This window comes from Melghiribacillus thermohalophilus (assembly GCF_004342905.1).
Lineage (GTDB): Bacteria > Bacillota > Bacilli > Bacillales > Alkalibacillaceae > Melghiribacillus > Melghiribacillus thermohalophilus.
On sequence record NZ_SMAN01000016.1, the window covers coordinates 45,989 to 72,718 of the forward strand.

27 protein-coding genes and 1 rRNA gene are annotated in these 26,730 nt (G+C 41.7%); 6 read left to right on the plus strand and 22 right to left on the minus strand.

The features are described from left to right. Positions 1 to 125: 125 nt before the first annotated feature. The 6 genes from EDD68_RS10975 to EDD68_RS11000 form a co-directional block, all read right to left on the minus strand. On the minus strand, positions 126 to 1,133 hold the full coding sequence (locus EDD68_RS10975) for a TAXI family TRAP transporter solute-binding subunit (RefSeq protein ID WP_132372334.1): 1,008 nt from the start codon (positions 1,131 to 1,133) through the stop codon (positions 126 to 128). A 149-nt stretch (positions 1,134 to 1,282) separates the two neighbouring features. Further along, on the minus strand, positions 1,283 to 3,424 hold the full coding sequence (locus tag EDD68_RS10980; protein WP_243646845.1) for a DNA translocase FtsK: 2,142 nt from the start codon (positions 3,422 to 3,424) through the stop codon (positions 1,283 to 1,285). A gap of 349 nt (positions 3,425 to 3,773) precedes the next feature. Continuing rightward, on the minus strand, positions 3,774 to 4,385 hold the full coding sequence (gene ytpR, locus EDD68_RS10985) for a YtpR family tRNA-binding protein (RefSeq protein ID WP_132372335.1): 612 nt from the start codon (positions 4,383 to 4,385) through the stop codon (positions 3,774 to 3,776). Between the two features lie 26 nt (positions 4,386 to 4,411). Continuing rightward, positions 4,412 to 5,218 carry a DUF1444 domain-containing protein gene (locus EDD68_RS10990; protein WP_132372336.1) on the minus strand — a complete coding sequence of 269 codons (807 nt, stop codon included), beginning with the start codon at positions 5,216 to 5,218 and terminating at the stop codon, positions 4,412 to 4,414. Positions 5,219 to 5,334: 116 nt separating this feature from the next. Further along, on the minus strand, positions 5,335 to 5,652 hold the full coding sequence (locus tag EDD68_RS10995; protein WP_132372337.1) for a thioredoxin family protein: 318 nt from the start codon (positions 5,650 to 5,652) through the stop codon (positions 5,335 to 5,337). Between the two features lie 2 nt (positions 5,653 to 5,654). Next, a complete protein-coding gene (locus EDD68_RS11000) occupies positions 5,655 to 6,671 on the minus strand; it encodes a PTS sugar transporter subunit IIC (protein ID WP_424399167.1) in 1,017 nt (338 codons plus the stop codon). A 219-nt stretch (positions 6,672 to 6,890) separates the two neighbouring features. On the opposite strand from EDD68_RS11000, the gene EDD68_RS11005 reads away from it, so the two are divergent. Next, complete coding sequence (locus tag EDD68_RS11005) at positions 6,891 to 9,149, plus strand: methyl-accepting chemotaxis protein (protein ID WP_165902154.1); 2,259 nt, start codon at positions 6,891 to 6,893, stop codon at positions 9,147 to 9,149. Between the two features lie 131 nt (positions 9,150 to 9,280). Here the strand turns inward: EDD68_RS11005 and EDD68_RS11010 are convergent, their stop codons facing one another. Then, positions 9,281 to 9,802: a hypothetical protein gene (locus EDD68_RS11010; protein WP_132372339.1), complete on the minus strand. Its 522-nt coding sequence runs from the start codon at positions 9,800 to 9,802 to the stop codon at positions 9,281 to 9,283. A 117-nt stretch (positions 9,803 to 9,919) separates the two neighbouring features. On the opposite strand from EDD68_RS11010, the gene EDD68_RS11015 reads away from it, so the two are divergent. After that, positions 9,920 to 10,360 carry a YtoQ family protein gene (locus EDD68_RS11015; protein WP_132372340.1) on the plus strand — a complete coding sequence of 147 codons (441 nt, stop codon included), beginning with the start codon at positions 9,920 to 9,922 and terminating at the stop codon, positions 10,358 to 10,360. A gap of 41 nt (positions 10,361 to 10,401) precedes the next feature. Here EDD68_RS11015 and EDD68_RS11020 read toward each other — a convergent pair whose 3' ends face one another. Both EDD68_RS11020 and EDD68_RS11025 read right to left on the minus strand, forming a co-directional pair. After that, a complete protein-coding gene (locus EDD68_RS11020; protein ID WP_132372341.1) occupies positions 10,402 to 10,926 on the minus strand; it encodes a DUF84 family protein in 525 nt (174 codons plus the stop codon). Between the two features lie 27 nt (positions 10,927 to 10,953). Beyond that, the gene (locus tag EDD68_RS11025; protein WP_132372342.1) at positions 10,954 to 12,021 is read right to left on the minus strand and encodes a M42 family metallopeptidase; all 1,068 of its coding nucleotides are present in this window, start codon (positions 12,019 to 12,021) and stop codon (positions 10,954 to 10,956) included. Between the two features lie 112 nt (positions 12,022 to 12,133). Between EDD68_RS11025 and EDD68_RS11030 the strand changes: the two genes are divergently transcribed. Next, entirely contained in the window at positions 12,134 to 12,421 is a 288-nt protein-coding gene (locus EDD68_RS11030) for a PepSY domain-containing protein (protein WP_132372343.1), read from the plus strand. A 232-nt stretch (positions 12,422 to 12,653) separates the two neighbouring features. Here the strand turns inward: EDD68_RS11030 and EDD68_RS11035 are convergent, their stop codons facing one another. From EDD68_RS11035 to EDD68_RS11080, 10 genes are all read right to left on the minus strand, one after another. Further along, positions 12,654 to 13,064: an NUDIX hydrolase gene (locus EDD68_RS11035; RefSeq protein ID WP_243646846.1), complete on the minus strand. Its 411-nt coding sequence runs from the start codon at positions 13,062 to 13,064 to the stop codon at positions 12,654 to 12,656. A gap of 104 nt (positions 13,065 to 13,168) precedes the next feature. Next, entirely contained in the window at positions 13,169 to 14,023 is an 855-nt protein-coding gene (locus EDD68_RS11040) for a YtnP family quorum-quenching lactonase (RefSeq protein ID WP_132372344.1), read from the minus strand. Between the two features lie 47 nt (positions 14,024 to 14,070). Further along, entirely contained in the window at positions 14,071 to 14,718 is a 648-nt protein-coding gene (gene trmB, locus EDD68_RS11045) for a tRNA (guanosine(46)-N7)-methyltransferase TrmB (RefSeq protein ID WP_132372345.1), read from the minus strand. Positions 14,719 to 14,942: 224 nt separating this feature from the next. Further along, entirely contained in the window at positions 14,943 to 15,752 is an 810-nt protein-coding gene (locus EDD68_RS11050; protein WP_165902156.1) for a phosphotransferase family protein, read from the minus strand. A gap of 144 nt (positions 15,753 to 15,896) precedes the next feature. After that, complete coding sequence (locus EDD68_RS11055; protein ID WP_132372347.1) at positions 15,897 to 16,847, minus strand: diacylglycerol/lipid kinase family protein; 951 nt, start codon at positions 16,845 to 16,847, stop codon at positions 15,897 to 15,899. Positions 16,848 to 16,875: 28 nt separating this feature from the next. Continuing rightward, a complete protein-coding gene (locus EDD68_RS11060) occupies positions 16,876 to 17,799 on the minus strand; it encodes an NERD domain-containing protein (protein WP_132372348.1) in 924 nt (307 codons plus the stop codon). 14 nt (positions 17,800 to 17,813) lie between these two features. Then, on the minus strand, positions 17,814 to 18,383 hold the full coding sequence (gene thpR / locus EDD68_RS11065) for an RNA 2',3'-cyclic phosphodiesterase (RefSeq protein WP_165902155.1): 570 nt from the start codon (positions 18,381 to 18,383) through the stop codon (positions 17,814 to 17,816). Next, the gene (locus EDD68_RS11070) at positions 18,373 to 19,566 is read right to left on the minus strand and encodes an MFS transporter (protein WP_132372350.1); all 1,194 of its coding nucleotides are present in this window, start codon (positions 19,564 to 19,566) and stop codon (positions 18,373 to 18,375) included. Before EDD68_RS11070 ends, thpR begins: the two co-directional genes overlap by 11 nt. Positions 19,567 to 19,585: 19 nt before the next feature. Continuing rightward, positions 19,586 to 21,001, minus strand: coding sequence for a dipeptidase PepV (gene pepV, locus EDD68_RS11075; RefSeq protein WP_132372351.1), 1,416 nt, complete (start codon positions 20,999 to 21,001; stop codon positions 19,586 to 19,588). Positions 21,002 to 21,031: 30 nt separating this feature from the next. After that, positions 21,032 to 22,039: a potassium channel family protein gene (locus tag EDD68_RS11080; protein WP_132372352.1), complete on the minus strand. Its 1,008-nt coding sequence runs from the start codon at positions 22,037 to 22,039 to the stop codon at positions 21,032 to 21,034. Positions 22,040 to 22,193: 154 nt separating this feature from the next. Here EDD68_RS11080 and EDD68_RS11085 point away from each other — a divergent pair, with 154 nt between their 5' ends. Continuing rightward, the gene (locus EDD68_RS11085; protein ID WP_132372353.1) at positions 22,194 to 22,412 is read left to right on the plus strand and encodes a DeoR family transcriptional regulator; all 219 of its coding nucleotides are present in this window, start codon (positions 22,194 to 22,196) and stop codon (positions 22,410 to 22,412) included. Between the two features lie 50 nt (positions 22,413 to 22,462). Here the strand turns inward: EDD68_RS11085 and EDD68_RS11090 are convergent, their stop codons facing one another. Together EDD68_RS11090 and EDD68_RS11095 are read right to left on the minus strand one after the other, a co-directional pair. Further along, positions 22,463 to 23,167, minus strand: a complete 705-nt coding sequence (locus tag EDD68_RS11090) for a pseudouridine synthase (protein WP_424399168.1) — start codon at positions 23,165 to 23,167, stop codon at positions 22,463 to 22,465. 17 nt (positions 23,168 to 23,184) lie between these two features. Continuing rightward, complete coding sequence (locus tag EDD68_RS11095) at positions 23,185 to 24,804, minus strand: putative polysaccharide biosynthesis protein (RefSeq protein WP_243646847.1); 1,620 nt, start codon at positions 24,802 to 24,804, stop codon at positions 23,185 to 23,187. Positions 24,805 to 24,980: 176 nt separating this feature from the next. Between EDD68_RS11095 and EDD68_RS11100 the strand changes: the two genes are divergently transcribed. Then, positions 24,981 to 26,246 (plus strand): BaiN/RdsA family NAD(P)/FAD-dependent oxidoreductase, encoded by a 1,266-nt coding sequence (locus EDD68_RS11100; RefSeq protein WP_132372355.1) that lies wholly within the window; start codon positions 24,981 to 24,983, stop codon positions 26,244 to 26,246. A 37-nt stretch (positions 26,247 to 26,283) separates the two neighbouring features. Then, on the plus strand, positions 26,284 to 26,415 hold the full coding sequence (locus EDD68_RS15740; protein ID WP_481318846.1) for a DUF6199 family natural product biosynthesis protein: 132 nt from the start codon (positions 26,284 to 26,286) through the stop codon (positions 26,413 to 26,415). 220 nt (positions 26,416 to 26,635) lie between these two features. Here EDD68_RS15740 and rrf read toward each other — a convergent pair. Beyond that, positions 26,636 to 26,730: ribosomal RNA gene (gene rrf, locus EDD68_RS11105) — 5S ribosomal RNA — on the minus strand; the annotation flags it as partial.

Genomic DNA, 26,730 nt, shown 5'->3' on the forward strand with positions numbered 1-26,730 from the left:
CGGATCGAAACCGCTTTTTTCATTTTAAAGTTTAAAGGGAATTCAACCATCCTACTGCTTGCTATGACGGAAGTTTTTTGCGGGAAAAAAGACCGGACAGTGTAATCGCCCGGTCTTTTTCTTAATTAATCTAGAAGGCCGATTTCCTTGAAGTATCTTTCAGCTCCAGGATGAAGCTTCAGATCACCTAAACCATTCAAAGCATTGTCTTTGGTGATATGCTGGCCCTGACTGTGTGTGATATCACCGGCATTTTCAAATAGAGCTTTTGTAATTTCATAACCAAGGTCTTCATCAATTAAGTCTGTGCTTCCCACAAGAATGGCATATGCAGAAAGAGTCGTAACCGGCTCTTCCAGCCATTCCCAGCTGCCGGCAGGAATTTCAAACTCTTCATAGCCAGTTGTTTCTTCAAGAGATGCTAATTCTTCCCCGGAAATCTCCAGAAGCTTTACTTCTCCTGTTGCTGCCTGTAGCTCATCAACCGCTGAAGATGGCAGGCCGAGAATTCCGAAGCTGGCATCTACCTGTCCATCCTGAAGTTTTTTACTTGCATCACCAAAACCTTCCTGGAATGCTGTGTAATCACCTTCACCGATTCCATACGCTTCGAGGATTTGCTTGGCAAGTGTCTGTGTTCCGCTTCCAGGAGGGCCGATCGCAACCCGCTTACCTTTTAAATCTGCAATGGATTCAATTCCTGTTGATTCGAGGGTAAATACCTGCATGACTTCAGGGTAGATATGACCCATAAAGCCGAAGTTGTCAATGACCGTACCGTCAAATGCTCCTGTACCTTCAATCGCTTCATGAGCAGGAACATGAACAGTCATTCCAAGCTCTAATTCTCCGCGGCCGATGCGAGAAAGGTTGTCAACTGAGGCGTCAGTAGAAATAGCTGATACACTGAATCCTTCAACATCAACATTATCCGTTAGGATATTGGCGATTTCCTGTCCCAGCGGGTAATATGTACCCCCGGTACTGCCCGTTCCTAACTGAATTTGGGCCCCTTCGCCGCCGGCATTATCTCCGTCATTGTCTCCGCCGGCATTGTTATCCTCATCACCTGACCCACATGCAGCCAGAACAAGGATTAACGCGAAAAATACCATACTGAAAAGTTTCTTCATATTATCTTCCCCCTCTTCTTTCAAAATAGTATGCTATTATGGAACAACACATTCCTGTCCTATAATAGCATAATTTTATTTTACAAAAAATTTACCAAAAGTCAAATAGAGGTGAAGCGAATGGATGGCTTATTTCCCGGGAAATTTTTCTATGAATCGACATGAAACAGTTGTTGAACCTGATCCTTCGACATCAATACATCCCGTGGTCTGCTACCTTTCTGTTCAGATATAATCCCCAGATCTTCCATGCGGTCAACTAGTCTCGCAGCGCGGTTGTAGCCGATTTTGAAGCGTCTTTGCAAAAGTGAAGTGCTAGCATTTCCTTCTTGAACAACAAAATCGATGACATCATACAAAAGATCGTCTTCATTTTCTTCCGCAGCGAATTTTTCGATCAAATCATCCTGTTTAAAAATATAGCGGGGCTCACCATGTTTTTTGACAAAGTTTGTCACCCGTTCAATTTCCTCATCAGAAACAAAAGCCCCCTGGATTCTGCGGGATTTGCCAGCACCGTTTTCTAAAAACAGCATATCCCCTTTGCCTAATAGCTTTTCTGCCCCATTGACGTCAATGATGGTGCGGGAATCTACCTGTGATGAAACAGCAAAGGCAATTCTTGTCGGGATATTCGCTTTAATCAAGCCAGTGATGACATCAACAGATGGACGTTGGGTGGCAAGTAACAGATGGATGCCGCATGCCCGGGCTTTTTGAGCAATCCTGCAAATGGCATCTTCCACATCCTGTGGGGAGACCATCATTAAATCAGCCAGTTCGTCAATGACAATGACGAGATAGGGCAATTTTTCATCCATCTTACCTTCTCTTCCCATTTTCTCATTATACCGTTCGATGTCCCTTGCGCCGGTTTGAACAAAACGTTCATATCTCTCCTCCATCTCGCCTACTGCCCACTTTAATGCAGATGTAGCAGCTTTCACATCGCTGATGACCGGCGATACCAGATGGGGAATGGCATTGTATGGAGCCAGTTCCACCATTTTCGGGTCAATGAGCATAAATCGGACGTCATTGTCACTGGCCTTATATAACAGGCTGATGAGGATGGTATTAATACAAACACTTTTTCCCGATCCGGTTGCACCGGCAATTAACCCGTGGGGCATCTTTTTTAAATCCGTCACTACAGGCTCACCGGCAATGTCCAGGCCAAGTGCCACCGTTAATGGGGAAGCAGATTGCTGAAATAGCCTGTCCTGCAAAATCTCGGATAAATAAACGGCTTCTGCCTTTTCATTGGGAACTTCGATGCCAATTGCATTTTTTCCTGGAATCGGTGCCTCCATCCGAATATCTCTGGCTGCAAGGTTTAATTTAATATCATCCGACAAATTTGTAATCTTGCTTACTTTTACCCCGGGGTCCGGCTTTACTTCGTATCTTGTTACCGTTGGACCCCTCATGGCATTGGTTACTTTTGCTTTGACATGAAAGTGTCTCAGGGTTAATTCAAGTTGTTCCCGCTGGCTTTGTATCCAATTCTCATCGTGGGGATTCCCTTTCTCTGGTTCATTTAACAGGTGCAATGGTGGAAGCGTACGGTTTTTCTCCTGCAATGGTTTTTTATGTTGAACATTTTTTCGGTCTTCAGGGGTCATGATGACATTAAATGGAGTAAGTACAGCGTTTTTTCTGCCCCCCTGGTCGGATTCCCCTTCATTTCCTTTTTTATGTTGCGGGCGTTTACCCGATTCATGGAAAGTTTGTTCATGTTCTGACCGGGAAATGTTTGCCCGATGGACAATATTTTCCGGGCCTTCTTCATTTACGCTTTTTTCTCTGTTCTCCGTAAAGGAATCCCTCGCATCAATAACAATCCCTGCCTGCTCTTTTTTATTTGAAACATTCTCTCGCCCGTGGATATTTTCATTGATTTGATTCGTACCTGACTCCTGACGTTTACGAATAAATGAAGGGATGTCTTCTACTTTTTTTTCATCATCTGAGCGCTTTTTGGAATACCCATAAACAGGAGAAGGGACATCAGAAGGCTGAAATGGACGTTTTCGCTCTGACGGTCCTGATCTTTCATCCCTTTCCCGGGAATTTTCTGCCGTTTTACGATTATTCTTCCGTCTATTTACTGCTGGTTCTTCGTCTGGTATGACAGGAAAACGAAAATGATTCCTTTTTGGATATTGATAAGATACTCTGGCTTCAATGGATTGATTCGTCGAATGAATTTCTTGATTTGTATCGATTCTGGATTGTTCCTGATTATCTGAAAGGATTTTTCTCAGCCATTTCATGATTTGTTCAAGCATGAACCCCACTCTTTCTTTGTTGTATTCCACTATCTCTAGTAATTTCATTATGGTTATGATTGGGAAGAAAATCAATGGGTAGATTCGAGCAAAAAGAAAGCAAGGCTTAGCTTTGCCCCGAAAACCAATGAAGGATCACCTGGGTACTGCCCGCTTCTCCAGGGGGGCTGAACGTTTCTAGACAATAGAGAAAAGCAAAGGAGACACCGTTTCTGCACAGATCTTTTGAGGAAGAGGAAAGCGTCAAGAACGGGCTGGGAATCGTGCCTGGATCATAACAGGGATTGTGTATTCCCCCGCCATTTAAAAAAACCCAATCTATTTTTATAATAGATTGGGCAGAAGTTTATTACCCTTCGAAGGACTGACCCGTTTCATATTTGTCATCATCAAGTACTAAAATCCCTTTTTTGTCTGGTGCATTCGGAAGACCAAGCTCTCTTGCCGAACAGATCATCCCGGAGGATTTTACGCCCCTGAGTTCAGCCTCTTTGATTTCCATTCCATCCGGCATGATCGCTCCAACCCTGGCAACAACTACTTTCTGGCCTTCTTCCACATTAGGCGCCCCACAGACAATTTGCAGCGGTTCTGCTTCACCAACATCAACTTTGCAGACGTTCAGTTTATCCGCATTTTCGTGAGATTTTCTTTCCATTACATACCCCACAACAAATTTAGGAGATAAATCTATATCCAGGGTTTCATGCAGTCCGTTTTTTTGAAAGACCTGGTGAATGGAATCAAGCAAATCTCTGGTCAGTTGAATGGGACCGTTTCCCTTAAAATGGAAATAGTCTGATGCATGAAATATATTGTACCCTACGACTTGATCCATTTGTTTATCCGTTATTTTGACAACATCGTTAAATGCCTCGTGAACAAGGTGATAGCGGTTTCCCTCTTTTAAAGGAATGATGAATACATCTCCAATTCCCTCTTTATTATAATAAACTTTCATAATACTCGTCCTTTCTAATTTAAACCTTAATCCTCTCTCTTCTTGTTTTTTGCAAGAATAAATATTGGCTCCAGCTTCTGATCTTCGTAAAGAAATGAAAGAGAGGTTATCGGTATTCGTCCCTCTGCAAAAAACTGCATGGTCATTTGCGCTAATATATCATAACCGGCTTCGTTTTTAATATCAGCAAAAATACATACATCATGGTGAGGAACGGCTATTGCGAGTTCCCCTGCAACCCGTGCTTTCATCTGTTCCAGCAGAACCTCGTTCAATATTCTGCTGGCATCATATCCATCATTTGTTGCAATAAAGTAAAACGTGTTTCCGGCTACTTCGTCCTGCTTCATATCCGTTGACAGAGACCGAACATTAAAGGAGGCCACTTCTTTCACCCGTTCTTCTGTCCAACCCTCCGATTTCAGCAAACTTTCATCGATCAGCCGATAAGATTTTCCCAGATCAAGGGCATAATAGATTCTTGTCTCAGCGGTATGATCCCGGTAAATTAACTTTCTTCCATCCTTCGTTTCAGCAGGAAATGAAGCAGACCGAATAACTGGAAATATATATTGTTCTTTCCCGGTTAAAACCTGCTTTTCATGCATGACCCTGAGGGCTTCTTTTATATGCTCCTCCAGTTCATCGAGAGCAGCATCTTTTTTTACTTCCCACTTGGAAATAACACCGGGAAGAGATATATCAATCCCCTGTTTTGTATCTTTCCATTCGATCCGAAAAACATCCCGCTCTCGATCGAAGGAAAGATTCCAGTCGGGGTTTTGAAACCGTTGTTCAAGAAGGTTTTTCATCTTCATACTGGACATACGCATTGGAATTCCCCCCTTTATGAGTTCAGCCCATCATGCGGTAAACTTTTTTCACTAGACACTAACAGTTATTTTAGCAAACTTCCAGTAAAAAATAAAAACATGATCCGCAAAAGGGATCATGCCTGTAAATCATCTAAAAAAGCTTCAATTTCCTCTCTCGTTTTTCGATCTTTGCTGACAAACCGGCCAATTTCCACACCGTTTTCAAATGCGATAAAACTCGGGATCCCAAATACATCATATTCCTGACAGAGGTCAATGAAGTCATCCCGATCGACATATACAAATTGAAACTCTTCATATTTTTTTTCGATCTCGGGCATAAAGGGTTCGATCAATCGGCAATCGGGACACCAGTCTGCGGAAAACAGCAGTACGGTTTTACCCCGGCTAATCATCGGTAATAATTCATCCTGGTCACTTAGCCATTTCATCATTATTTTCCTCCTTCATGTAAGGACAGTTTCATATCGCCATGTTTAATCCAACCTAGTGTTCTAAACCATTCTGATAATAACAGACTAATGATGGCTGGACCAATGATATGCAGCATGAGAACCGTGAAAAAAACATTCCAGCTAAATCCCATGGTCTCAAATGTCATCAATTGACCTACGAACCCGCTTGTTCCCATTCCTGCACCGTATGGATTATTTTCCAGCTCAAATACTACCGTGGCCAGAGGGGCAAGCACAGCACCCGCTATCGTAGGGGGAAGTATAATGATCGGCTTTCGGATAATATTGGCCACCTGAAGCATGGATGTTCCAATGCCCTGAGCAAATAAACCGCCTACTCCATTCTCACGGTAACTGCTGATGGCAAAACCGATCATCTGTGCCGAACATCCAACCGCTGCTGCTCCGGCTGCAATTCCTTCCAGGCCGAGCATAATGGCAATGGCTGCACTGGATATAGGGGCTGTCAATGCCCATCCCATTAAAACGGCAATCACAATACCCATTAAAAAGGGGCGAAGTTCGGTAGCCCATTCAATCGTATTTCCGAACCCGGTCATAAACGAGTTAATATACGGACCTACAAATAATGCGGTCATAAATCCTGTAAAGATGGTGAAAAAAGGTGTGACAATAATATCTATCTTTGTCTCACCACTGATCAGTTTTCCGATTTCTACTGCTGTCAATGCAGAGATGTAGCTTCCTGCCGGCCCTCCAAGATCTGCTCCAGCTGCTCCGCTAATTAAGGCTGCAAATATGACAAGTGGAGGAGCATGAAGCCCATAAGCTATCGCTACTCCTATGGCTCCTCCCCATACTTTTGTTTCCATAGCCAAACTTCCCATATCGACCAAAACCGTTATATTTAGTTCCTGACCAATGGTTTTGAAAATTAACCCAATGATCAGAGAAGAAAAAAGTCCTAATGCCATATAAGATAATGCAGTAATAAAATATTCCTTCGGAGACAGGGTTACCCCTTTTTTTTGCATAAATTCCTTTATTTTCATATCTGACTTTACACCTGCCTTTACATATTTGCAATGATTCTATCATACATGAAAACCGTCAGGAACTCAATAATTTTTCTGGCTATCTCTTAAATTGTCTTTCTAACATTGTCATAATTTAAAATTAATTCTATAATTGTGAATAATGCTAGAAAATTTTCCCGTTTCATGGGGAAATATGTCCAAAAAGGAGGAACCATATTGAAAACGATTAAAGGAAAAGTAGGGTTTATGCTCATTTTATCCATTATCAGCCTATCCATTTTGACAGGTTTCAACATATTTTTTCTAAACAAGCAAAATGATATGGCAAAGACAAAGCAAATGGTACAGCAGGCCATGCAGCAAAGTGAAAACATTAAATATGAGCTGATGAACACCAGATTCTATGAACAGCAATTTTACAATGATCCATCTAAAGAGACGGCTGAAAAACTGAGAAACTCTATTCAAACCTTACATAATAAGGCGAAAAGCTATGCTGAATCCCACCAGATGCATGAGGAGATCGCCGGCGGATTCACATCAATTGTAGACAGTTCTAATTTATATATGGAAGAACTGGAACCCGTAATAAAAATGTATGAAATCCTTGGTTTTAATTCAGATGAAGGACAATACAAGACGTTGAATGATACATACGACCTCCTGTATTCACTCGTTGAACAGACTGGAAATCATCATCTGGTCCGTCTAGTACTGGAAATGCGAATGAATGAGCAAAATTATTTAGAAACGGGCAATAACGCTGCATTAAATAACTTTAATAAATATGTGGATCAGTTTAACGTAAATCTCCGTGAGTCCGATGTTGAAGATGGGGAAAGGACGAAAATTAGCCGAGAAGCATTAAACTACAAAACAAGAATGCTTTCGATCCGCACTACTTTAGAGAGCGCCATGGAAATCAAACAACAGTTTGAAGAAATCACATCTTCTGTTGTCAATCAGGTGAATCAGGTAACTGTTGCCGCTGAAGATGTGAATAACCGTATGCAGAAAGAACAGGAAGAACTTCAGCAGCTGTTATATATCCTGTTAATTTCCATTGGTGTCATTGTTTTATTACTCCTTCTGATTACAGGAACCTTTTTAATCCGCTCCATTAACCGTTCTATCCAGACATTAAAGCAGGGTGCAGAGATTATGGGCAGTGGTGATCTTGCATTTCGTGTAGATGTAAAAGGAAAAGATGAGATGTCTGATTTAGCTGCATCCTTTAATCACATGGCTGAAAAAATGAATCAGTCCTTATTGAAGGTAAGGGATGCGGCCAAAATACTTGGTTCATCATCCAGTGATTTAGCAGCCATCTCTCAGCAAACTTCTTCTCAGGCGCAAGAGGTAAATGATGCGATTAATCAAGTAGCTATCGGCTCGCAGGAACAGGCGGGCCAGATTGAAGAAAGCACAACCCTGATCGAAAATGTAGCAAAAGCGATTGAACAAACTGAATCAATGAAAGATGAAATTATCGAAGCATTGAAAAATGCCGAATCAGAAAGTCAGAATGGTTTTGAAAAAATGAATCAATTGGAAAATATCACAAAATCTTTTATTGAACTGGCCAACCATTTAACAAAAGAGATTCAGCAGGCTACCGACCAGTCGAATAAAATTAACCAAATCGTATCCACCATTCAGGAAATTGCTGACAACACGAATTTGCTTGCATTAAATGCCGCTATTGAATCGGCACGGGCTGGTGAAGACGGCCGGGGATTCGCCGTTGTAGCAGATGAAGTGCGAAAACTTGCTGAACGCTCGAAAAATGAAGCCGAAGAAATCTATCATTTAATCAGTCAAATGACCGAACAGATGAATGCCTTATCCAGAGAATCTGACAAGTTTAATACGTATCAGGAAGAACAGGCTGTTTCCGTAAAGGAAACAAAGAATGCATTTACAAGTATTACAGAACACATTTACGATATGAATGAGAAAACAGATAAGATCGGTACATCTCTTGAGGAAGTCAGGGATGCCAATGACGTACTTAAACAGAAGCTCCATGATATCAGTGTCATTTCCGAAGAAGCAGTTGCCACTGCAGAAGAAGTTGCAGCATCCAGTGAAAACCAGTCTGAATCCATTGCAAAAGTAAATGAGTCTGCCATGGATCTTCATGCATTATCCCAGGAACTTGAAGCTGAAGTAAGTGATTTTAAGCTAAATGAAAACGCTATAAACGGAAGTTTTGAATCAGACATGGATCTTGCAGAAGATGAATGGGACGATTATCAGGGACAAACCGAAGATATGGACAAGCAAGATTTAGAACCGTTCGATGAGGAAATCATGACAGATTCAACGGAAGCAGTGGAAGCAGAGGAAATAGAAGAAGAAACTGCGGCTGCCAAAGAAGAAGATGCGTATTCAGATGAAACGGAAGAAAACGTTGAGGATCAATGGGATGAAATCAAAAAAGCCTCAGATGAATTTCCTGATGAGAAAAAATAATTTATCTGCACACAATGGTAGATAAGGATTACACAGTTATAACCCCCCACAGTACATGGTTTCTGTGGGGGGTTATATAACGAATCAGAGCCTTCAAACACCTGTCACTCAAGACAATATACGATAGATTTTTAATCGTTCTGTTTATAAGAAATGGACCGTACCATCTCCATCATTAACCCTGCATCCTCCGCTAAATTTCGCTTCTCTGATACAGTGGAGATTCTTTTCCCTCCAAGGCCGACAATTAACTCATATTGACCGTCGTCATTATAAGGGACGGCTACTACATATCCGAACTGTTCTTCGGATTGAAATGTGGAATCTATTAGCACATCATTTTTATTGGCGGATTCATATAATAAACGGCTTGCGTCTTCCTCCAGAGGATTAAAAAACAGTAAATATGTCTGATCACCGTCCTGTAATACCAGATTGTATTCGGTGGCATCAGCCATGTCCATTTTCTCCGGAACATACAACGATAATGAATCTGTCTCTTCAGTAGCCTCTGTTGGATCCGCAAGAAACGCATCTTTAACAGCCCGTTCAGTATCATCAATAATCTGTTCCTCCGATACAAACAAACATCCGCTTAAAAGAACTGATAACTGTGTCCATATGATTAAAAACAGGATTGGTTTAATTCTCATGAAATAATTCCCCCGATCTTTCTATGTCCTATTTTATCATACTGTTAGTCCAGATGATTTGACAAGGGGAAGTATGCATTACATGATAATAGTAGAATCTCTTAAGGAGGCGAAAACATGGAATTTACGGTATATCTAGCCGGACAAATTCATGATAACTGGAGGGAAGAACTTAAAAGAAAAGCCAAAGATAAAGGTCTTCCGCTCAATTTTGTAGGTCCTCAGGAAAACCACGATCAGTCAGACAGCATCGGTGAAGATATTCTAGGCAAGCAACCGAACCAGCTTTACCGGGACGATACAGCATCCAGCATCAATAATCTTCGCACCCAGCTATTGATGGAAAAATCGGATTTAGTGATCGCTTTATTTGGTGATCAATATCGGCAATGGAATACGGCCATGGACGCTGGCATGGCTATTGCCTATCAAAAGCCACTGATCATTATTCGTCCGGAATCCTTAATTCATCCTCTTAAGGAACTTTCCAACCGGGCAAATGTAACCGTGGAGACCGTAGATCAGGCTTTAGATGCCATTGCCTACATTTTTAGGTAACGTTATACATTAGCCTCCTGCAGAAATTGCAGGAGGCTATTTTACTTGAAACCGTTTTTAGTTCTTATGAGAGTAAATTCCATCTGTCCTCTTAATAACTGAACCACATGCATAAACATCGTTTCTCTATCCACCAAATGGTTAGTAAAAATTCCAATAGCCCCTTCATGATGCTTGACATTTTGTTTTTTCGTATACTCGTCCATAATGTCGCCCAGTTCTTTTCCCCTTTTTAGTTCTTTAGCAATTTCATCCGGAAGGGCAATGCGGGCTCCTCCAGCTGTATATAAATTTCCTTTTTCATCTGCCAGGGCTCCCCAGTTGCACACATATAACCTGCCTTCCAGCTCCATCACTCCGCCTTCCAGCCCGATTCCTATAACATCTTTGTCCATTTGGGCGCACTGACGGGCCCGATTAATAGCTCCTTCCAGAGTTTCCTCATCTGAAAACGGCTGTAAGGATACGTTAGATGACACCTTCACACCTTCTACCTGTTCATTCGGAAAAACCTTTTGCACAGCATTGACCTTTGCCGGGTTGTTGGATCCCACCAGTACTTTCATCCTGTCATCCTTTCATTTTGTATCTGATCATCCATTTTTTCGGATTTGTTCCACTGCATTTTGATCCGTTGCCTGAACCAGTTTTACTAGTAATTCTTTAGCTGCAGCATAATCATCTACATGGATCATAGAGGCAGACGTATGAATATAGCGGGAGCAAATGCCGATTACAGCAGAAGGAACGCCTTCATTGGACATATGAACCCGTCCAGCGTCCGTGCCGCCCTGGGAAATAAAATATTGGTAAGGGATGTCATTGGATTCAGCAATATCTAAAATAAACTCACGAATGCCCCTGTGGGTAACCATGGTCCGGTCAAAAATCCGAAGAAGGGCACCTTTGCCGATGTGGCCAAATTCCTTATCGCTTCCTTCCATATCATTGGCAGGGGATGCGTCGAGCGCGTAAAAAATATCCGGTTTGATCATGTTCGCTGCCGCCTGTGCTCCCCGTAACCCCACTTCTTCCTGTACCGTTGCTCCAGAATACAATTCATTCGGGAGTGTTTCATCCTTCAATTCTTTCAGTAATTCAATGGACAGGCCACATCCGTAACGGTTATCCCAGGCTTTTGCCAGAATTTTCTTTTGGTTTGCCATTGGGGTAAAGGGACAAATTGGAACAATCTGCTGTCCCGGCTTAATTCCCAGTTTCTTTGCATCTTCCTCATCATCTGCTCCTACGTCAATGAGCATATTTTTGATCTCCATTGGTTTCTTGCGCTGTTCCGGTGTTAAATTATGAGGGGGAATCGATCCAATTACACCTACAACAGGACCATTGTCCGTAATAATTTGTACGCGTTGCGCAAGAAGAACCTGGCTCCACCAACCGCCAAGAGTTTGAAAGCGAATCATCCCATTTTTGGTGATCCGGGTAACCATAAAACCTACTTCATCCATATGCCCTGCAACCATAACTTTAGGTCCGTTTCCCTTTTTGACGCCAAACACGCCTCCGAGGCGGTCCTGTATGACTTCATCTGCGTATTTTTCCAGTTCCTGCTTCATAAAATTCCGTACTTCGTGTTCATTACCAGGGGCTCCTGGAAGTTCGGTAAGGGTTTTAAATAATGCCAGGGTTTCGTTATCCATTATGTATCACTCCATTTTATTTTAATCTCCTCCATTATTTTAACCGACTGCAGGTGACATTTCCAACACAACTCCTTTTTTGTATACTAATACATATAGGAGGAGTGGTTTGATGGGATTCAAAAAATTATTTCTTTCGGCCGGAGCCGGAATCCTGGCTTACTTTGCCTGGAGTAAAGTGAAATCTGACGTACTGTCCCCGGAAAGAGCTTTGGCAGAGCTGAAAAACAAATATGATCACGTAAGCGGTTCGTGGATCTTTGCGAAGCCTGAAACGGCAGAAATGAATGGAGAGACTGTCCCTGTCTATAAAGCTGGTCTTACGGTTATGGCAAATGGAGAAACCGTACAGAAAGAAGTGATGATTAATGCCATGACAGGAAAAGTATTAGAGTTATAGATGCAAATGGGGCTGGATCATCAATATTGGAAAAAAGAAAATAATACACAGTCAGTATGTACAGACTCCTGCAGAAAAAGTACAATCCTTTGAATGGACCTCCATTTGAAGGATTCGTTTATTCACTGCTTATCCAAATAAAAAGATCCGAACGAATTCATCTGTCGACGAAATCGTCCGGACCTTTTATTCTCTTTTGCAGCCCTGTCCCAATCTTCTTTTATGATTAAAACTAAAATTCAATGAAGAAGGGATGAAGATTCTCGTTTAAACAATACTCGATTCTTTGCCTGAAATTTTTCCAAGTCACCATTTCCAGTGCCTGTTCAATTGGGAAATAACCTACTTCCAGGCTTTCTGGACTTGTCGATTGTTTACCTCCAACCGGTTTGCCCAAAAATAGTGTATTACATATGGAACGATCTACATTTTGAAAAATGCCGCAAAACCTCGTGATCTCAATGTCGATGCCGGTTTCTTCCTTTGTCTCCCTGATCGCAGCTTCTTTTATGGATTCCCCTTCTTCGACCTGTCCTCCCGGCATCTCCCATCCCCTTCTTGGTCCTTTGATGAGCAACACTTCTTCGTGTTCATTTAATACAATGGCAGCAGCAGAAACAATATGTTTAGGCGGTGTTATCATATACCTCTCTCCCATTAGATCTCGATTCAAATAAAATCAGGAATACAATACGAAACATGAAGTTGTATCCCATGAGGGAACATCTTTTAATCAATATGCATGATTTACTTATATTCGTAACGAATTCGTTCAACTTTTTTAACCATTTCCCCGTCTGAATCAAATTTTATTGCCCGGTAATGTGCGTCGTGGTAAAAGGTGTACCAGGCTTCTTTATCATAACCGTGTTTCATCCATTGTTCTTTTTGATGGACAGATGTTACCGGATAATCATCATAAGCCAGAACCCATAATACATTCTGATGGGCATGGGTTGGCATAAGATCAGCCATATGAATAAACATTTCATCGCCATCTTCGAACACAATTATGCTGTGTCCGTCACTGTGTCCGCCAGTGTGAAACATTTTCAGCCCTGGAACGATCTCTTTTTCATTTTCATAGGTTTCTACCTGCTCCTGAACAGGTTTCCAGTTTGATTCCCAGTATGTATTGACGGAACGGATATTTGGATATCGCATTTCATGCCATTCAGTAGCTGAGGTGTAAATTGCTGCATTTTTAAATACTGGAACCAGTTGATTCCTTTCCCATTTTGTCAGACCACAGGCATGGTCAAAATGCAAATGGGTCATTAAAATGCCATCCATATCATCCGGTAATAAACCGAGTTCTTCCAGGGACTTCTCTACTCTCGATTCTTCCAGCACGCCGAAATTCCGCTTCTGCTTATCTGTTAATTTACCGTTGCCAATCCCTGAATCAATTAAAAAATTTTTTCCGTCCAGCTGCAAAAGAATTGGATCTGTTCGGAGTTCAATCTGATTTTTTTCATTAACCGGATATTTCTTGCTCCACAACGGTTTAGGAACAACTCCGAACATTGCACCTCCATCTAAATGGGTAACTCCTCCATTAAGCCAGGTCAACCGTGCCCGGCCAATTTGCAGTGTTTCCATTTAATCTACCCCCTTTTTGAACAGTGTACCATATTTGTGATCCTGGTTTAGCGCGAAGCAGGAACATGAGCTTTACACCGGTAAATCGGATTACCTTTTTCGGAAAACTTCTCCTCGTACTCCGTCATCACATTCTCAGGATCCTTTAATTGATGAAGATCAAGGGTCACTTCATCCAGCACCATGCCGAACTGGGAAAAGCTCACCAGTGAAAACTCGAAAAACTGCTGGTTATCTGTTTTTAATACAATCTCTCCTTCTGGCTTTAAAATTTGCTGATATTGTTTTAGAAACGTATGATACGTCAAACGTCTTTTGGCATGGCGTTTCTTTGGCCATGGGTCGGAAAAATTTAAATAGATTCTGTCTATCTCATCGTCCGCAAATAACTCACATAAATTTTCAGCATTGACATTCAACAGACGGACATTGACCACATCTTCCTCTTTCACTTTTTTAATCGCGCCCACAATGACACTTTTCACCCGTTCAATACCAATAAAATTGATATCTGGATGATTCCTCGCCATTTTTGCAATAAATTGCCCTTTCCCGGTCCCTATTTCTAGATGGATCGGCTGTTCCTTTTGAAAAAGCTGTCTCCAGCTTCCTTTTTGGGCATAAGGAGATGGTTCAACAATATGATCATGTTCTTTTATAAAATCATCTGCCCACGGTTTGTTGCGAATTCTCATCTTTGTATGCCTCCTTATGGAATCGCTTATACCATATCATGAAATGATGATGAAGAAAAGAGCAGGCAACGTATCGTTTATATCCTCCTGGAGTGCCCCAGGGTGTCTTTTTAACCAGAGGTATCATAGCTCAGAATAGATGAACTTTTCCCGGGACAATAAAAAAATGGCGGGATTACCGCCAAAAAAGTAAAGACGTTCTGGAACAGATATGTTTGAACAAATCAGTGATTATTTAAACTTGCGATCTGTTCAAACAGGACCGACTCTAAAAAGTAGCGCCACCTCTGGACTTCCTCTTGATATCCCCGTTTTTTATTCCATTTTATAAATAACAGGGCCTGAGCAATAACATACCAGTGGATTCGTTTCTGCAATGATTCCGTCAATTCCACTCCGTAACGTCCGAGCCATGAGACCCATTCCCCTCTTGGGATGTACCAGTGAAGCAACATGCCGAGGTCAATAGCCGGATCAGAAACAACCGCATGATCCCAGTCGATTAAATATAACTGTCCACTTTTGGAAAGCAGCCAATTATTGTGATTGACATCACAGTGGCATACGACCTTCTGCTGATTCTGGACATCAGGAAGCATCTTTTCTAATAAACGGAGGGCTTTATGTACATGCTGCTCATTCTCATATATCATCTGATGGAGATCGGCCAGCATATCTTCAGGCTCAAGAGGCTGTTTGCCCATTCGCATCAAAAGATCCAGCAGTTCTGTAGAGTGATGGATTTTGCTTAAAAGGTGGGCAACCTGGTCCTTTTTCATTTCTTCCGGGGTCAGTTCTCTGCCTTCGAGCCATTTTTGAGCGGTAATGACGTCTCCGTTTTCCATTCTTTTTGTCCAAACCAGCTTAGGAACAATTCCTTCAGCAGACAGTACAGCCAAAAAAGGAGAAGAGTTGCGTTTTAAAAATAGCCGTTTCCCTTCTCGCTGTGCAAAATAAGCTTCACCAGTGGTTCCGCCTGCCGGAGTAATCTTCCATTCTTTCCCTAAAATCTGTTCCAACCAATCCACCTTCAATTCCTCAAATCTATATATTCTAGTATAACGTGTTTTCACCAAAATGGGTAGAATATTGTTGAAATTTTTTGATAATTCACCAGTCCATGTAAAGAAATACGAATTAAGATTAATATATTTTTCCCGTAAAAATCAAGTCCTCATTTATGGATTTCCAGAGCCAATCTTTCCCTGGTGCACATCATACTTGTTTTCGTGCTTTTGAATGATGCAATGGGTACATCTCCCTGTCTGGCCGTCGGCGTGGTAGTATATTCCTTCATCTGCGAAAATTTCAATCGAACGTGCTTGATACACCTGTACTTCTTTTAATTTCGTATGTTTGCCAAAAAAAACGGTAAAGAACAGAGCGAGGATTTTCCATTTTGAGATTTGACTGACAATCACTACATGAAAATCATGGGGGTTATTTTTCGCACCCGGAGCGATTTTCATACCTCCACCAAAATACGGGTGACTGGCAACGGTAACCATCCATGCCTCTTTGATGGAATAAAACTGTCCGTCCAGAATAACATCGATGTTTTTCGGTTGAAATTGAAATAATTGTTTCAAGAGGGAGATCACATAACCTAACGTACCCAACCCAATTCGGTTAGCGACTGATTTGAACCGGGAACGGTTAACAAGTTTTGCAACTTCGGCATCAAATCCAAACCCCATACTGCTGGAAAAAAGCTTGAAATTATAGGGTTTTTTTAATTTAGTAGAAAAGCGACCAAACCAGTACGGTTTATATTCGGGGGACTGAATGATTTGTTCGAATAATTTTACCGGTTTGCCCTTCAAATGCAATCCCCTAGCAAAATCATTTCCTGACCCTGCAGGAATGTACGATAAATGAATAGAAGAGTGATGCGTTAAGCCATTGATGACTTCATGAACGGTTCCATCTCCACCTACAATGATGAAACATTTCATTTTTTCCCCGTACATCTGTGAAAGCTGTCTCGCCAGTTCAGTACCATGTCCTTCATATTTTGTGAAAAACGTACGGCAGTCCTTCTCTTTAAAAAGGGGATGTCTCTGCAACTTTTTATAGACTTTCATCGATTTACCATTACCGGCTATCGGATTCACAATCAGTATATACATATCATTTACTCCTTTAAAGAGGACATGCCTAAAACAGCGGTTCCTCCTCTTCCATTTCCCATTCCGGTCTTTTCATGGCTGTGGTCTGACAATGTTTAAGCAATGCCTCTCCAGCCTTTAGTTGGATATATTTTAAAGGTGAACGGATTCGTTTCATTCCGCTATACCAGCTCTCATAGTCATCTCTACCCACAATCGACGTCAGATAAGGTTCCGAATGATATTCAATCGGGTGGAACCGGGAAAGAACGATTTTTTCAACAGGAAGACGGATGTTGTAGGCTCCCAGAATGCTGCGAACAATGCGTTCCGTTCTCTTTAAAGAGATTAACGGGCTAAGCATTTTTTTATTTATCCGGCTGTTTTCGATATACCATACGCGCTGACCCCCGGCTATGACATTGACGTCTTCCTCAAACTCTACGACGTGAACACAATAGATTTTCAGCGGGGTAAGGATGATGATTTCCGCTTCTACAGGTGCCTTTTTTAGTTTAAAAATCGGATAATACATGATTAAAAAAATATCGGGAAAACTTTGCAACAAATATTTTAAAAGGGGATCATCATAATATTGTTTTTCTACTATTGATGATTCCCGAATCGTTGATGACGCCCATTTGATCTGAAAGGGATAAATCCGGTCTAGAAAATAATGCTTCAGCTCCCTGATACTCTCTGGAGATTCCGGCTGTTCATCAAATGGATCTCGATCGTCTTCGGTATCCAGTGAATGTCTGTTCAACCATTTTTTCAAAAAGGGAATGCCTCTCTTCCGATGGTCTTCCAGGGAATTTTCAAGGACAAGCGGGATCTTCTCATTATTCATTTTCCAGATTGAGTGCAGTTTTTCCCAATTTTCCCGTTTGAGACGGATAAACTGGCCGGGATAGCGGTAAACATCCATCTCATATCGGGAAACATAATCCTGGAGCTTAATCAATTGGGCCATGTACGAACACCCCATTACTTATTGGATAAATGTTTGATATATACCGGTTCATATTTTACTTCGTTTTCAGGATGAATCCGGTATAAACAAAACCGGTCTACTTCCATTATACGTGTTTGCGGTACAGGAAGTAGAGGTTGCAAATCCATCGTGGGAATACTGATCTTCGCAGTCTTCCACTTTTTTGCAAGAGTTATGTGGGGAGTATATGGTCTTTTCTCCGCCGGGAATAAATGACGCTGACATAGTTTATCTACTTTTGTCTGCAGGGCCATAAGGGATGTATGTTTTTCAACTCCTGCCCACATGACTCTGGGCTGAGTTTTGTTCCCGAAAAAACCAAGGAGACCAATCTTCAGAACAAAAGTGGAAAACTCATTTGTACGGTCCAACGATCGGGTTAAAGGAGTCACCTGATCATCATGAACATTTCCTAAAAATTTCAGCGTGATATGGAAATCTTCCGGGTGAGTCCAGACTTTGTAAGAAACATAAGGCTTCAGCTTTTCCTGCCATTCCTCCAGCCATTTCTGAATGTCTGACTGAACCGGAATTCCTATAAAATAATGGGTGCTATGTGACAAAGTAACCGCTCCTTTTCTCATTCAGTCTATGTTTTGTCAGCTGATGAACATAGATAGAGAATCCAATTCCGATTAACGAAAACCATGCAAAGGTTCCGTACATCCAGAACACATCCAGCACGTCCACCATCACACCTGCAAGAAAACTGAAAAAAGCATTTCCAAGCCCATTGCCAGCGGCGGAATAAATTCCTACGGCCGTCGCCTGAACATCAGAAGGAGCTATTTCTTTTACAAACATCAGTGCAGCAGGGATATAAAGCCCGACTGAAACTCCCTGAACAATGGTGGTGGCATAGATCAGCCATACTGGAGGTTCAAAAAAATACAATAACCACCGGGCAAAGGATAGAGCGGAGCATACAATCATAATCGGCACAATACCTGTTTGACGAATCACCCGCTGAGCCATTCGCATAAAGGGAGCTTCACTTCCGGCTGCCAATAAAAAAGCGATGCCTACTCCTGATAAAGATCCTCCTGCTGCCAGTATAAAGGTACCGAAATAATAGTTGTTTGCAAGAACCGGCCCAAATACCAAAAAATTAGAGACCAAAAAAAACATAAAAGCCTTTTGTTTAAAAAGCAATGTCAACCCTTTTGAAAAAGCGGTATGCACAGGCTGCCCCTTTACAGGGAAATACCTGAGCGGGATAAGGGAAATCATTAATCCAGTTGCATAAATTATGAATATCCAGCCGATATATCCAGACCAGTCTGTCATTCTCCCAGCGATAAAAACAGCAACAGCAAAACCGACCGCTCCCCATAGCCGAATATTCCCATATTCCTTCTTGTGCTGATACACAAAATCGAGTGACAAGCTATCGGACAGAGGGACAATAGCGGACTGAAACAACGCAAGTGCAAACATTCCAGCTGTTAGCCAGATAAACCGATCTGCCAGTATATAAATCAATCCAGAAATACTTGTCATCACAACTGCCATCATCAACAATTTTCGTGGTTTTCGCGTGTAATCACTGATCATTCCCCAGATCGGCTGCATGAAAATGGTGATAATCGGTATCATCGCTATAATCAGACCGATCCGGGTATGATTCAACCCGGCTTCCTGTTCTAAATATACGGACAGAAGAGGAAACAGCGATCCAAAGCCAAAAAAAGATAAAAAATAAAAAATTTGAAAATGCCGATAGCGTTGCTCAGTTGATACATCCATATCTGATTCCCCGTTCTACTTAAATTTTGTGTCTGATGATTTGCAGCAATGCATCCGCGTATATGGCAGTTGATCGTACCAGATCATCGATGATCATGTGTTCATCTGCCTGATGGGCTGTATCTGGACGATCCGGAAACATTGCCCCGTATGCGACTCCCTTTTTCAGCACTCTGGCATAGGTGGCACCCCCGATTGAAATCGGTTTCGCCTTCTGGCCTGTATGGTTCTCATAAGTGTTCAGCAAAATCTTTACGAGCAGATCATCCTGCGGAACATACAATGGTTCCATGTGATCAATTGTATTTACCGACCATCCTTCCAGCTCTGCGACAGACAGAATTTGTGGATACCAATTCTCTATCGGGATCGTCACGGGATATCGAATATTCACACCAATGTTCATATGCTTTTGCTCCCATCTGAGCGTCCCTGTGTTCAGCGTAAGGGAACCTGAAACGTCATCGCGTGAATGGATCTGAAGACCTTTTCCTGAAGTTGAACGAAAATATCCAATAATTTTTTTCAGTTTTTCCTTCAGGGGATGAGAAAGATCAAGACCTGTCAAAAATTCCAACAAGAACATGATCGCATTTTTTCCCTGTTCTGGAGTGGAGCCATGGGCTGTTTTTCCATAGCAGATGACTTTCATTTCCATAGAATTTACCAGTTCGATATTCCCATCTATCTTTCTGTCTGTTACATACGTTTCAAATAAACGTTTTACTGAGTCCTGCTTAGGGGTTTGGAGTACTGCCTGGGCACTCGCCGGAACCATATTCAGCCGGTCCCCGCCACTTAATTGAAGCAGCTGTACGTTACCATTTCCCTCATTTTCAGGTACAGGAATGTGGAATGCTAAATCTATCAATCCTTTTTCGGCATGAATCACTGGAAATTCAGCATCCGGTGAAAATCCGTAATCGGGCATCTCTTCATGTTTAAAATAGTGGTCCATGCATTTCCAGGATCTCTCTTCATCCGTTCCAAGAATCAGCCTGATCCGCTTCCCGGGATCGATTCCCATTTCCTTTAGCATTTTCATGGCAAAGAATGCTGCCAGTACAGGACCCTTATCATCCTGTACCCCCCTTGCGAACAGTTTTTCATCTTTTAGATATGGACGGAATGGATCGTCACTCCATCCGCTTCCAGGGGGAACGACATCCACATGACCTAAAATCCCTACCAATTCTTCCCCCTCTCCCCACTCGATATGTCCGGCATAACCGCCGACATTTTTAACACGAAAACCCTCTTCTTTCCCGATATTCAGCATATAATCAAGCGCTTCTCGTATTCCTTTACCAAACGGAGCGTTATTGTCTGCAGTGTTAGGGTCATAAATACTGGGGATGCTCAAAATATGCATCAACTTTTCTAACAATTCTTCCTTCATCTCTTCTGCCCGGTTTAAAAAAACTGACGGTTCCAACAAAGTCACTCCTCTTGTCCTATGATGATATCACTTTATTCGTTTATATGTGTCCCTGTCACAAATAACAAAGAGTTTTGCATCAACCGGAATTTCTTTTTTCAGCTTGCGGTTAATGCTTAAGTTATTTCCGTCTGCGATAAGGGTTGCTCCCTCTTGAAGCAATGCATGAAAGGCGTCCTCATAAGTTTTCCATTCCTTGCGCCTTGAAATTTGATACAAATCGTCTCCATGATTTTTCCTTAAAAGTTGCTCATATACTTGTGCAATACCTTTTGTCTGGGCAGAGCGAACAGCAAGAGAAGAAATCGTTTCATAAGAGAAAATAAACTCATCTACTTTTACATGGCGAAAATTTTTAATATGTTCTTCTTCCATTACCTCAACCACAGTATGTATATGAGAAGCCTCAGATTCAACTGCAGTAGCAATCAGCAGTGTTTTTCCATCAATCAGCTTGGAATCCTGAATAGTCTCATCTGCAAAGATCAGTACAGCGCTTGCCCTGTCCAGATTGGCCCGCTTCAAGGTTTCTTTGGTTGTAGGGTTTCCTTTCACGTAATGGATATGTTCTTCCAGCATCGGGGCCTTTTCCAATTCATCCACAATGACGATTTCAGCACCTGGAATTGACTGCGTTAATTCCTGAATGGCGTAATATGCTTTTTTTGACCAGCCTATGATGATGTAATGACCTCTTCCCTTATACACGATATTCCCCTCCTCGCGTTTTTTTCGAAAACTGGCAAATGCATCGACTACTTTTCCGATTACAACCCCAATTAAACCAATGCCGAAAATGTATAAAAATACTGCAATACTTCTTCCACCAAGGGTTTCCGGAGAAAGATCGCCGTAGCCCACTGTTGTTACGGTCGTCAATACCCACCATAACCCATCTAAAAACCCCTTAAAAGTTTCGGGTTCAACTTTTACGATTAAATAGCTAGTAAGCAATACAAGAGCTACACTGGTTATGAACAGTAGGGTATTATTAATTTTAATCATTTTCATAACGATACGGCGCATGACATACATCTTTAGCCCTCCCCTCAATGACAAACATTTTAAATTTGTTTAAAATTTATATAAAAAAATACGAAAATTTTCTCTCTTTTGATATAATATAATAAATAATTATATTTGCTTCGATGAACTGTCACCACAGAACTAAATTCCAAGGAGTGGTTTTTTGAATCGTTCAACCTCCCGTATGCTGACAAGGATTAAAGCTGTCTATCTCTATATAAAAGAGAACGGAACAGTCAGTACATCCGAGTTGGCGGAAGAGTTTGGGATTACAGACCGAACTGTTCAAAGGGATTTGAATGTGCTGGCGTACAATGGGCTTGTCAAAAGCCCTACAAGAGGTAAATGGACCACTACAAATAAAAAAGTAAAGATTTCTTAATGGATGATTTTCTTATATCCCCGGGCATAGTTCCGAGGTTTTTTTTGTCCCTATCCAAGTCTACTCATTTCATCATCGGTTAATTCCCGGTATTCCCCGGGCCTTAACCGTTCATCAAGCTCCAACTTCCCCATTTGTATTCGTTTTAGGTACATCACTGTTTTTTCCACTGCCTGAAACATACGCTTAATCTGATGATATTTTCCTTCTGTTATCGTAACATACACCTCGGACTGGTTTCCCTGTCTGATTATCTTAAGCTCAGCCGGTTTACAGACATATCCATCATTAAGGATAATCCCCTTTTTGAATGCCTGAACGTCCTGATCAGTTACCACCCCGTCAACTCTGGCATAATAGGTTTTGTCTACATTCTTTTTCGGACTCAAGAGCCTGTGGGCGAGCTGGCCGTCATTGGTTAATAAAAGTAATCCTTCCGTATCTTTGTCCAGCCGGCCTACTGGAAAAGGTTGAAAAATTAACTCAGCCTCTGACAGAAGGTCCGTTACACACGTTTCTGTTGGGTCTTCTGTAGCAGAAATGACCCCTGCAGGCTTATTCATCATGAGATAAATATGTTTACGATAAATGACTTTTTCTCCCATTATACGAACATCCTGCTGCTCAGGTTCCACATGAATTTTTCCGTCTTTTACTGTTTTACCGTCAACCTGAACCTGTCCCTTTTTTAGTATCCGTTTCACTTCTTTGCGGCTTCCATACCCCATGCTGGCAAGCAATTTATCGATTCTCAAAGCCTGTTTCATCCTTCCTAAAAAAACATTCGCTCAAATAATCGCACACGTCCTCCCAGTACCCGTTCAAGTAAAGTGGATTTATAGCTGAACCACAAGTAAATGTATCCTCCTGCACCGGCTAATATGAGGAGTTCTGCCAGTAATGACAGCCGTGATGCTTCATCAAAAATGACCATCTGCAACAACCACTTCAAGATCAGTATCGTTCCTGTCATAATCAGAGTGAAAATTCCAATTAGCACCGTACGCTTGATCAGCTGACGCACTGGCAATTGCACAACCTGATGAATTTTCCATAAATTCAAAAGGGATGCCGTGCTTACCGCAAGACCCGTAGCAATGATCGCCCCTTTTGCCTGCATGAAATAAATCAGAGGGATATTCAAAATGAGTTTAATAAGTACTCCCACTCCTAAACTGACCACGGCAAAGTTTTGCCGGTTGATTCCCTGCAAAATTGATGAAGTGAGGGTAAACAGTGCGTAAAACAGGGCAACAGGAGCATACATACGAAGCAAACCTGAACCTAAATCCAGCTGATCCACACCATAGAACGTACCGTACGCCTCTTTTGAAAGAAGCGATAAACCGACAACGGCAGGAATGGTAACTAGCATAATCATTTGAAGGGACTGATTGATATGCTTTATGTACACATCCCTTTTCTTTTCCGTAAACGCACTCGTAATCGCAGGCAATAACGCCAGAGAAAGGCCGGTCGCAACTGTCACGGGGATAATGACCAGCTTATGACCGTAAAGAACAATGGCTGAAAAAGCAGCCTCGGAAATCTCGGCCAGTCCAATATGTGCCATCGCACGATTAAACGTAAATTGATCAATCAGCTGATAAATCGGAGTAGCAATCCCGACAAGAACAAAAGGACCTGCATAGCTTAACAGCTCTTTAAATAAGTCTGACAGCGGATAATTCACTCTTCTTCGCTGACTGGACAACTGACGATCCATAAAAGGTTTCCTGGTTCTCCAGTAAAACCATAAAACGGCACTGGAAGCTATGGCTCCGATGAATGCAGCAAAGGTAGCCAGTCCTACTGCTGTAGTAACTTCCCCGTCCAGCAGAAAAATAACCGCAGAAGCTCCCGCCAGCAGAAATACAATTCGAGCAATCTGCTCAACCACCTGGGAAACAGCGGTTGGTGCCATGGATTCCTGTCCCTGAAAATACCCTCGAACCAGACTCATGGCAGGTATGATTATTAGAGCAATACTCACCATTTGAATGACAAATGCAACATCTTCAACAGAGTTACTTAAATCTTTGTCTGTTATAATCCAGCGTGCAAAAACTTCTGCACCAAAAAACAACATTAAAAAGGCAATAAAGCCTGTGACAAACATGAAAAAAAGTCCGGAAGTAAACATTCTTCGTGCTGTATAATAATCCCCCAGGGAATGATATTTCGAAACAAATTTAGACATGGCGAGGGGAACTCCCATGGTCGAAATACTGATCAGGATGGTATATGGAATATAGGCATAGCTGAATAAAGCTCCTCCATTATGGCCTACGATCCATTCAAACGGTATAACATAAAGGATGCCCAGAACTTTTGAAATCATCGCAGCACCCGTCAATAACATCGTCCCTTTAACCATTTTCGACAAAGCCATAGTTTCACCTGCAATTGTTGTAGAATAAACCAGTTTTATTTTATCATAAGTTTATTCGTAAAAGCTCATCGATCATAAACTTTTGAAAACGGAGCCTACTGCAGTAATCCTATTAAAAAGACTCTTTAATGAACCATGAAATGGAAATACCAACTAACAGAAAGGGTTGAAGAGAATTGATCTATGATGTAGTCATTGTTGGGGGAGGGCCTGCGGGATTAATGGCCGCTATAGCAGCCAGTGAATATGGTGCTTCTACCCTTCTCATCGATAAAGGAAATAAACTAGGAAGAAAACTGGAAATTTCGGGTGGAGGAAGGTGCAATGTGACCAGCCGTCTTCCCCGGGAAGAAATCATCCGTCATATTCCCGGAAATGGCAAATTTTTATACAGTGCCTTTTCCGTATTTGACAATGAAGATATTATCGAGTTTTTTGAAAACCTTGGTATCCGTTTGAAGGAAGAAGATCATGGACGGATGTTCCCGGAAAGTGATTCGGCTAAATCAGTGGTTCAGGCCCTGTTAAATCATCTGGAATCTTTACAAGTACAAATTAAAACCAACACCCCTGTTCAAACAATTCATTTTGGAGAAAACTACCATACGATCGAATACAGTAATGGGAACATGGTTAAAGCCCTAACGGTTGTCATTGCTGTTGGCGGAAAATCAGTTCCCCATACCGGTTCAACAGGTGACGGCTATCCATGGGCAAAGAAAGCCGGTCATAGCATTACTCCATTATTTCCGACAGAAGTTCCACTGGTATCTCATGAACCGTTTATCAAAGAAAAAAAACTGCAGGGGTTATCCTTAAGGGATATTGCCCTTACCGTGCTGGATGAAGAAAAAAAGCCATTGATTACTCATAAAATGGATATGATTTTTACCCATTTTGGCATTTCTGGCCCTGCTGTTCTCCGGTGTTCACAGTTTGCTGTCAAGCAATTCATGAAAACAGATAAACCTGTCTTGATGAAGATTGACAGTCTCCCTGAAGAAAGTGAGCAAGAATTGTTACAACGTATCGTCCGTTTGACAAGGGAAAACCCAAAAAAATCGATTCGCAATCTCCTGAAAGGAATAGTTCCGGAAAGATATTTGGTGTTTTTGCTCAAGAAAAATGGACTTAACGGGGAAGAAAAAGGGGGGAACCTTTCGAGTGAAATACTACTGACTATTGTACGAGATTTAAAAGGGTTTGTTTTTAAGGTCCATGATTCCCTTCCCATAGAGAAAGCATTTGTTACTGGGGGCGGTGTATCGGTTAAAGAAATCGTTCCGAACACAATGGCCTCAAAAAAAATGCACGGCCTTTACTTTTGCGGTGAGATTCTTGACATACATGGATATACAGGAGGATTTAATATCACTGCTGCACTGGTTACCGGGAGAATAGCAGGAATGAATGCCTGTTTCGAAGCCCTTTCAAGGAACTGACTGATCTTGTCTTGCGTGTAAAAAGGGAGAATAGCCAATGAAAGTCTTCAATGCTTTCGTTTTAATTGGGTTCGGAATAGTCCAGATCTTTAAACCTAAAACAATCCGGTATTTAAAAAAGGGATGGAAGTGTAAGGACACTGAACCGAGAGAAATTTATATTATATAGATGATCAATATGAATCGGCCTTTTGCTGGTCGTGATTGCTTTGTTTATTTTAGAATTTCCCTGGGTCTTTAAGGTTTTCCCATACCTGACACCGAAGAAAAGGTTCATCAATCCTCTCTAATGATTTCTCCAGTTAGTTTTTTCATTCATTCTGTTCAATCGAAACATTTAGCTAACAAAAAAACCAGGAAGTTTTGAAAAACTTCCTGGTTTTTACTCCGCCCGGCAGCGTCCTACTCTCGCAGGGGAACAACCCCAACTACCATCGGCGCTGGAGAGCTTAACTGCTGTGTTCGGAATGGGAACAGGTGTGGC

Excerpts from the sequence above, each read along its gene's own strand:
- EDD68_RS10975 (WP_132372334.1), bottom strand. The coding sequence starts at position 1,133 with ATGAAGAAACTTTTCAGTATGGTATTTTTCGCGTTAATCCTTGTTCTG.
- EDD68_RS10980 (WP_243646845.1), bottom strand. The coding sequence starts at position 3,424 with ATGCTTGAACAAATCATGAAATGGCTGAGAAAAATCCTTTCAGATAAT.
- ytpR (WP_132372335.1), bottom strand. The coding sequence starts at position 4,385 with ATGAAAGTTTATTATAATAAAGAGGGAATTGGAGATGTATTCATCATT.
- EDD68_RS10990 (WP_132372336.1), bottom strand. The coding sequence starts at position 5,218 with ATGCGTATGTCCAGTATGAAGATGAAAAACCTTCTTGAACAACGGTTT.
- EDD68_RS10995 (WP_132372337.1), bottom strand. The coding sequence starts at position 5,652 with ATGAAATGGCTAAGTGACCAGGATGAATTATTACCGATGATTAGCCGG.
- EDD68_RS11000 (WP_424399167.1), bottom strand. The coding sequence starts at position 6,671 with ATGCAAAAAAAAGGGGTAACCCTGTCTCCGAAGGAATATTTTATTACT.
- EDD68_RS11010 (WP_132372339.1), bottom strand. The coding sequence starts at position 9,802 with ATGAGAATTAAACCAATCCTGTTTTTAATCATATGGACACAGTTATCA.
- EDD68_RS11015 (WP_132372340.1), top strand. The coding sequence starts at position 9,920 with ATGGAATTTACGGTATATCTAGCCGGACAAATTCATGATAACTGGAGG.
- EDD68_RS11020 (WP_132372341.1), bottom strand. The coding sequence starts at position 10,926 with ATGAAAGTACTGGTGGGATCCAACAACCCGGCAAAGGTCAATGCTGTG.
- EDD68_RS11025 (WP_132372342.1), bottom strand. The coding sequence starts at position 12,021 with ATGGATAACGAAACCCTGGCATTATTTAAAACCCTTACCGAACTTCCA.
- EDD68_RS11030 (WP_132372343.1), top strand. The coding sequence starts at position 12,134 with ATGGGATTCAAAAAATTATTTCTTTCGGCCGGAGCCGGAATCCTGGCT.
- EDD68_RS11035 (WP_243646846.1), bottom strand. The coding sequence starts at position 13,064 with ATGATAACACCGCCTAAACATATTGTTTCTGCTGCTGCCATTGTATTA.
- EDD68_RS11040 (WP_132372344.1), bottom strand. The coding sequence starts at position 14,023 with ATGGAAACACTGCAAATTGGCCGGGCACGGTTGACCTGGCTTAATGGA.
- trmB (WP_132372345.1), bottom strand. The coding sequence starts at position 14,718 with ATGAGAATTCGCAACAAACCGTGGGCAGATGATTTTATAAAAGAACAT.
- EDD68_RS11055 (WP_132372347.1), bottom strand. The coding sequence starts at position 16,847 with ATGTATATACTGATTGTGAATCCGATAGCCGGTAATGGTAAATCGATG.
- EDD68_RS11060 (WP_132372348.1), bottom strand. The coding sequence starts at position 17,799 with ATGGCCCAATTGATTAAGCTCCAGGATTATGTTTCCCGATATGAGATG.
- EDD68_RS11070 (WP_132372350.1), bottom strand. The coding sequence starts at position 19,566 with ATGGATGTATCAACTGAGCAACGCTATCGGCATTTTCAAATTTTTTAT.
- EDD68_RS11080 (WP_132372352.1), bottom strand. The coding sequence starts at position 22,039 with ATGTATGTCATGCGCCGTATCGTTATGAAAATGATTAAAATTAATAAT.
- EDD68_RS11095 (WP_243646847.1), bottom strand. The coding sequence starts at position 24,804 with ATGGCTTTGTCGAAAATGGTTAAAGGGACGATGTTATTGACGGGTGCT.
- EDD68_RS15740 (WP_481318846.1), top strand. The coding sequence starts at position 26,284 with ATGAAAGTCTTCAATGCTTTCGTTTTAATTGGGTTCGGAATAGTCCAG.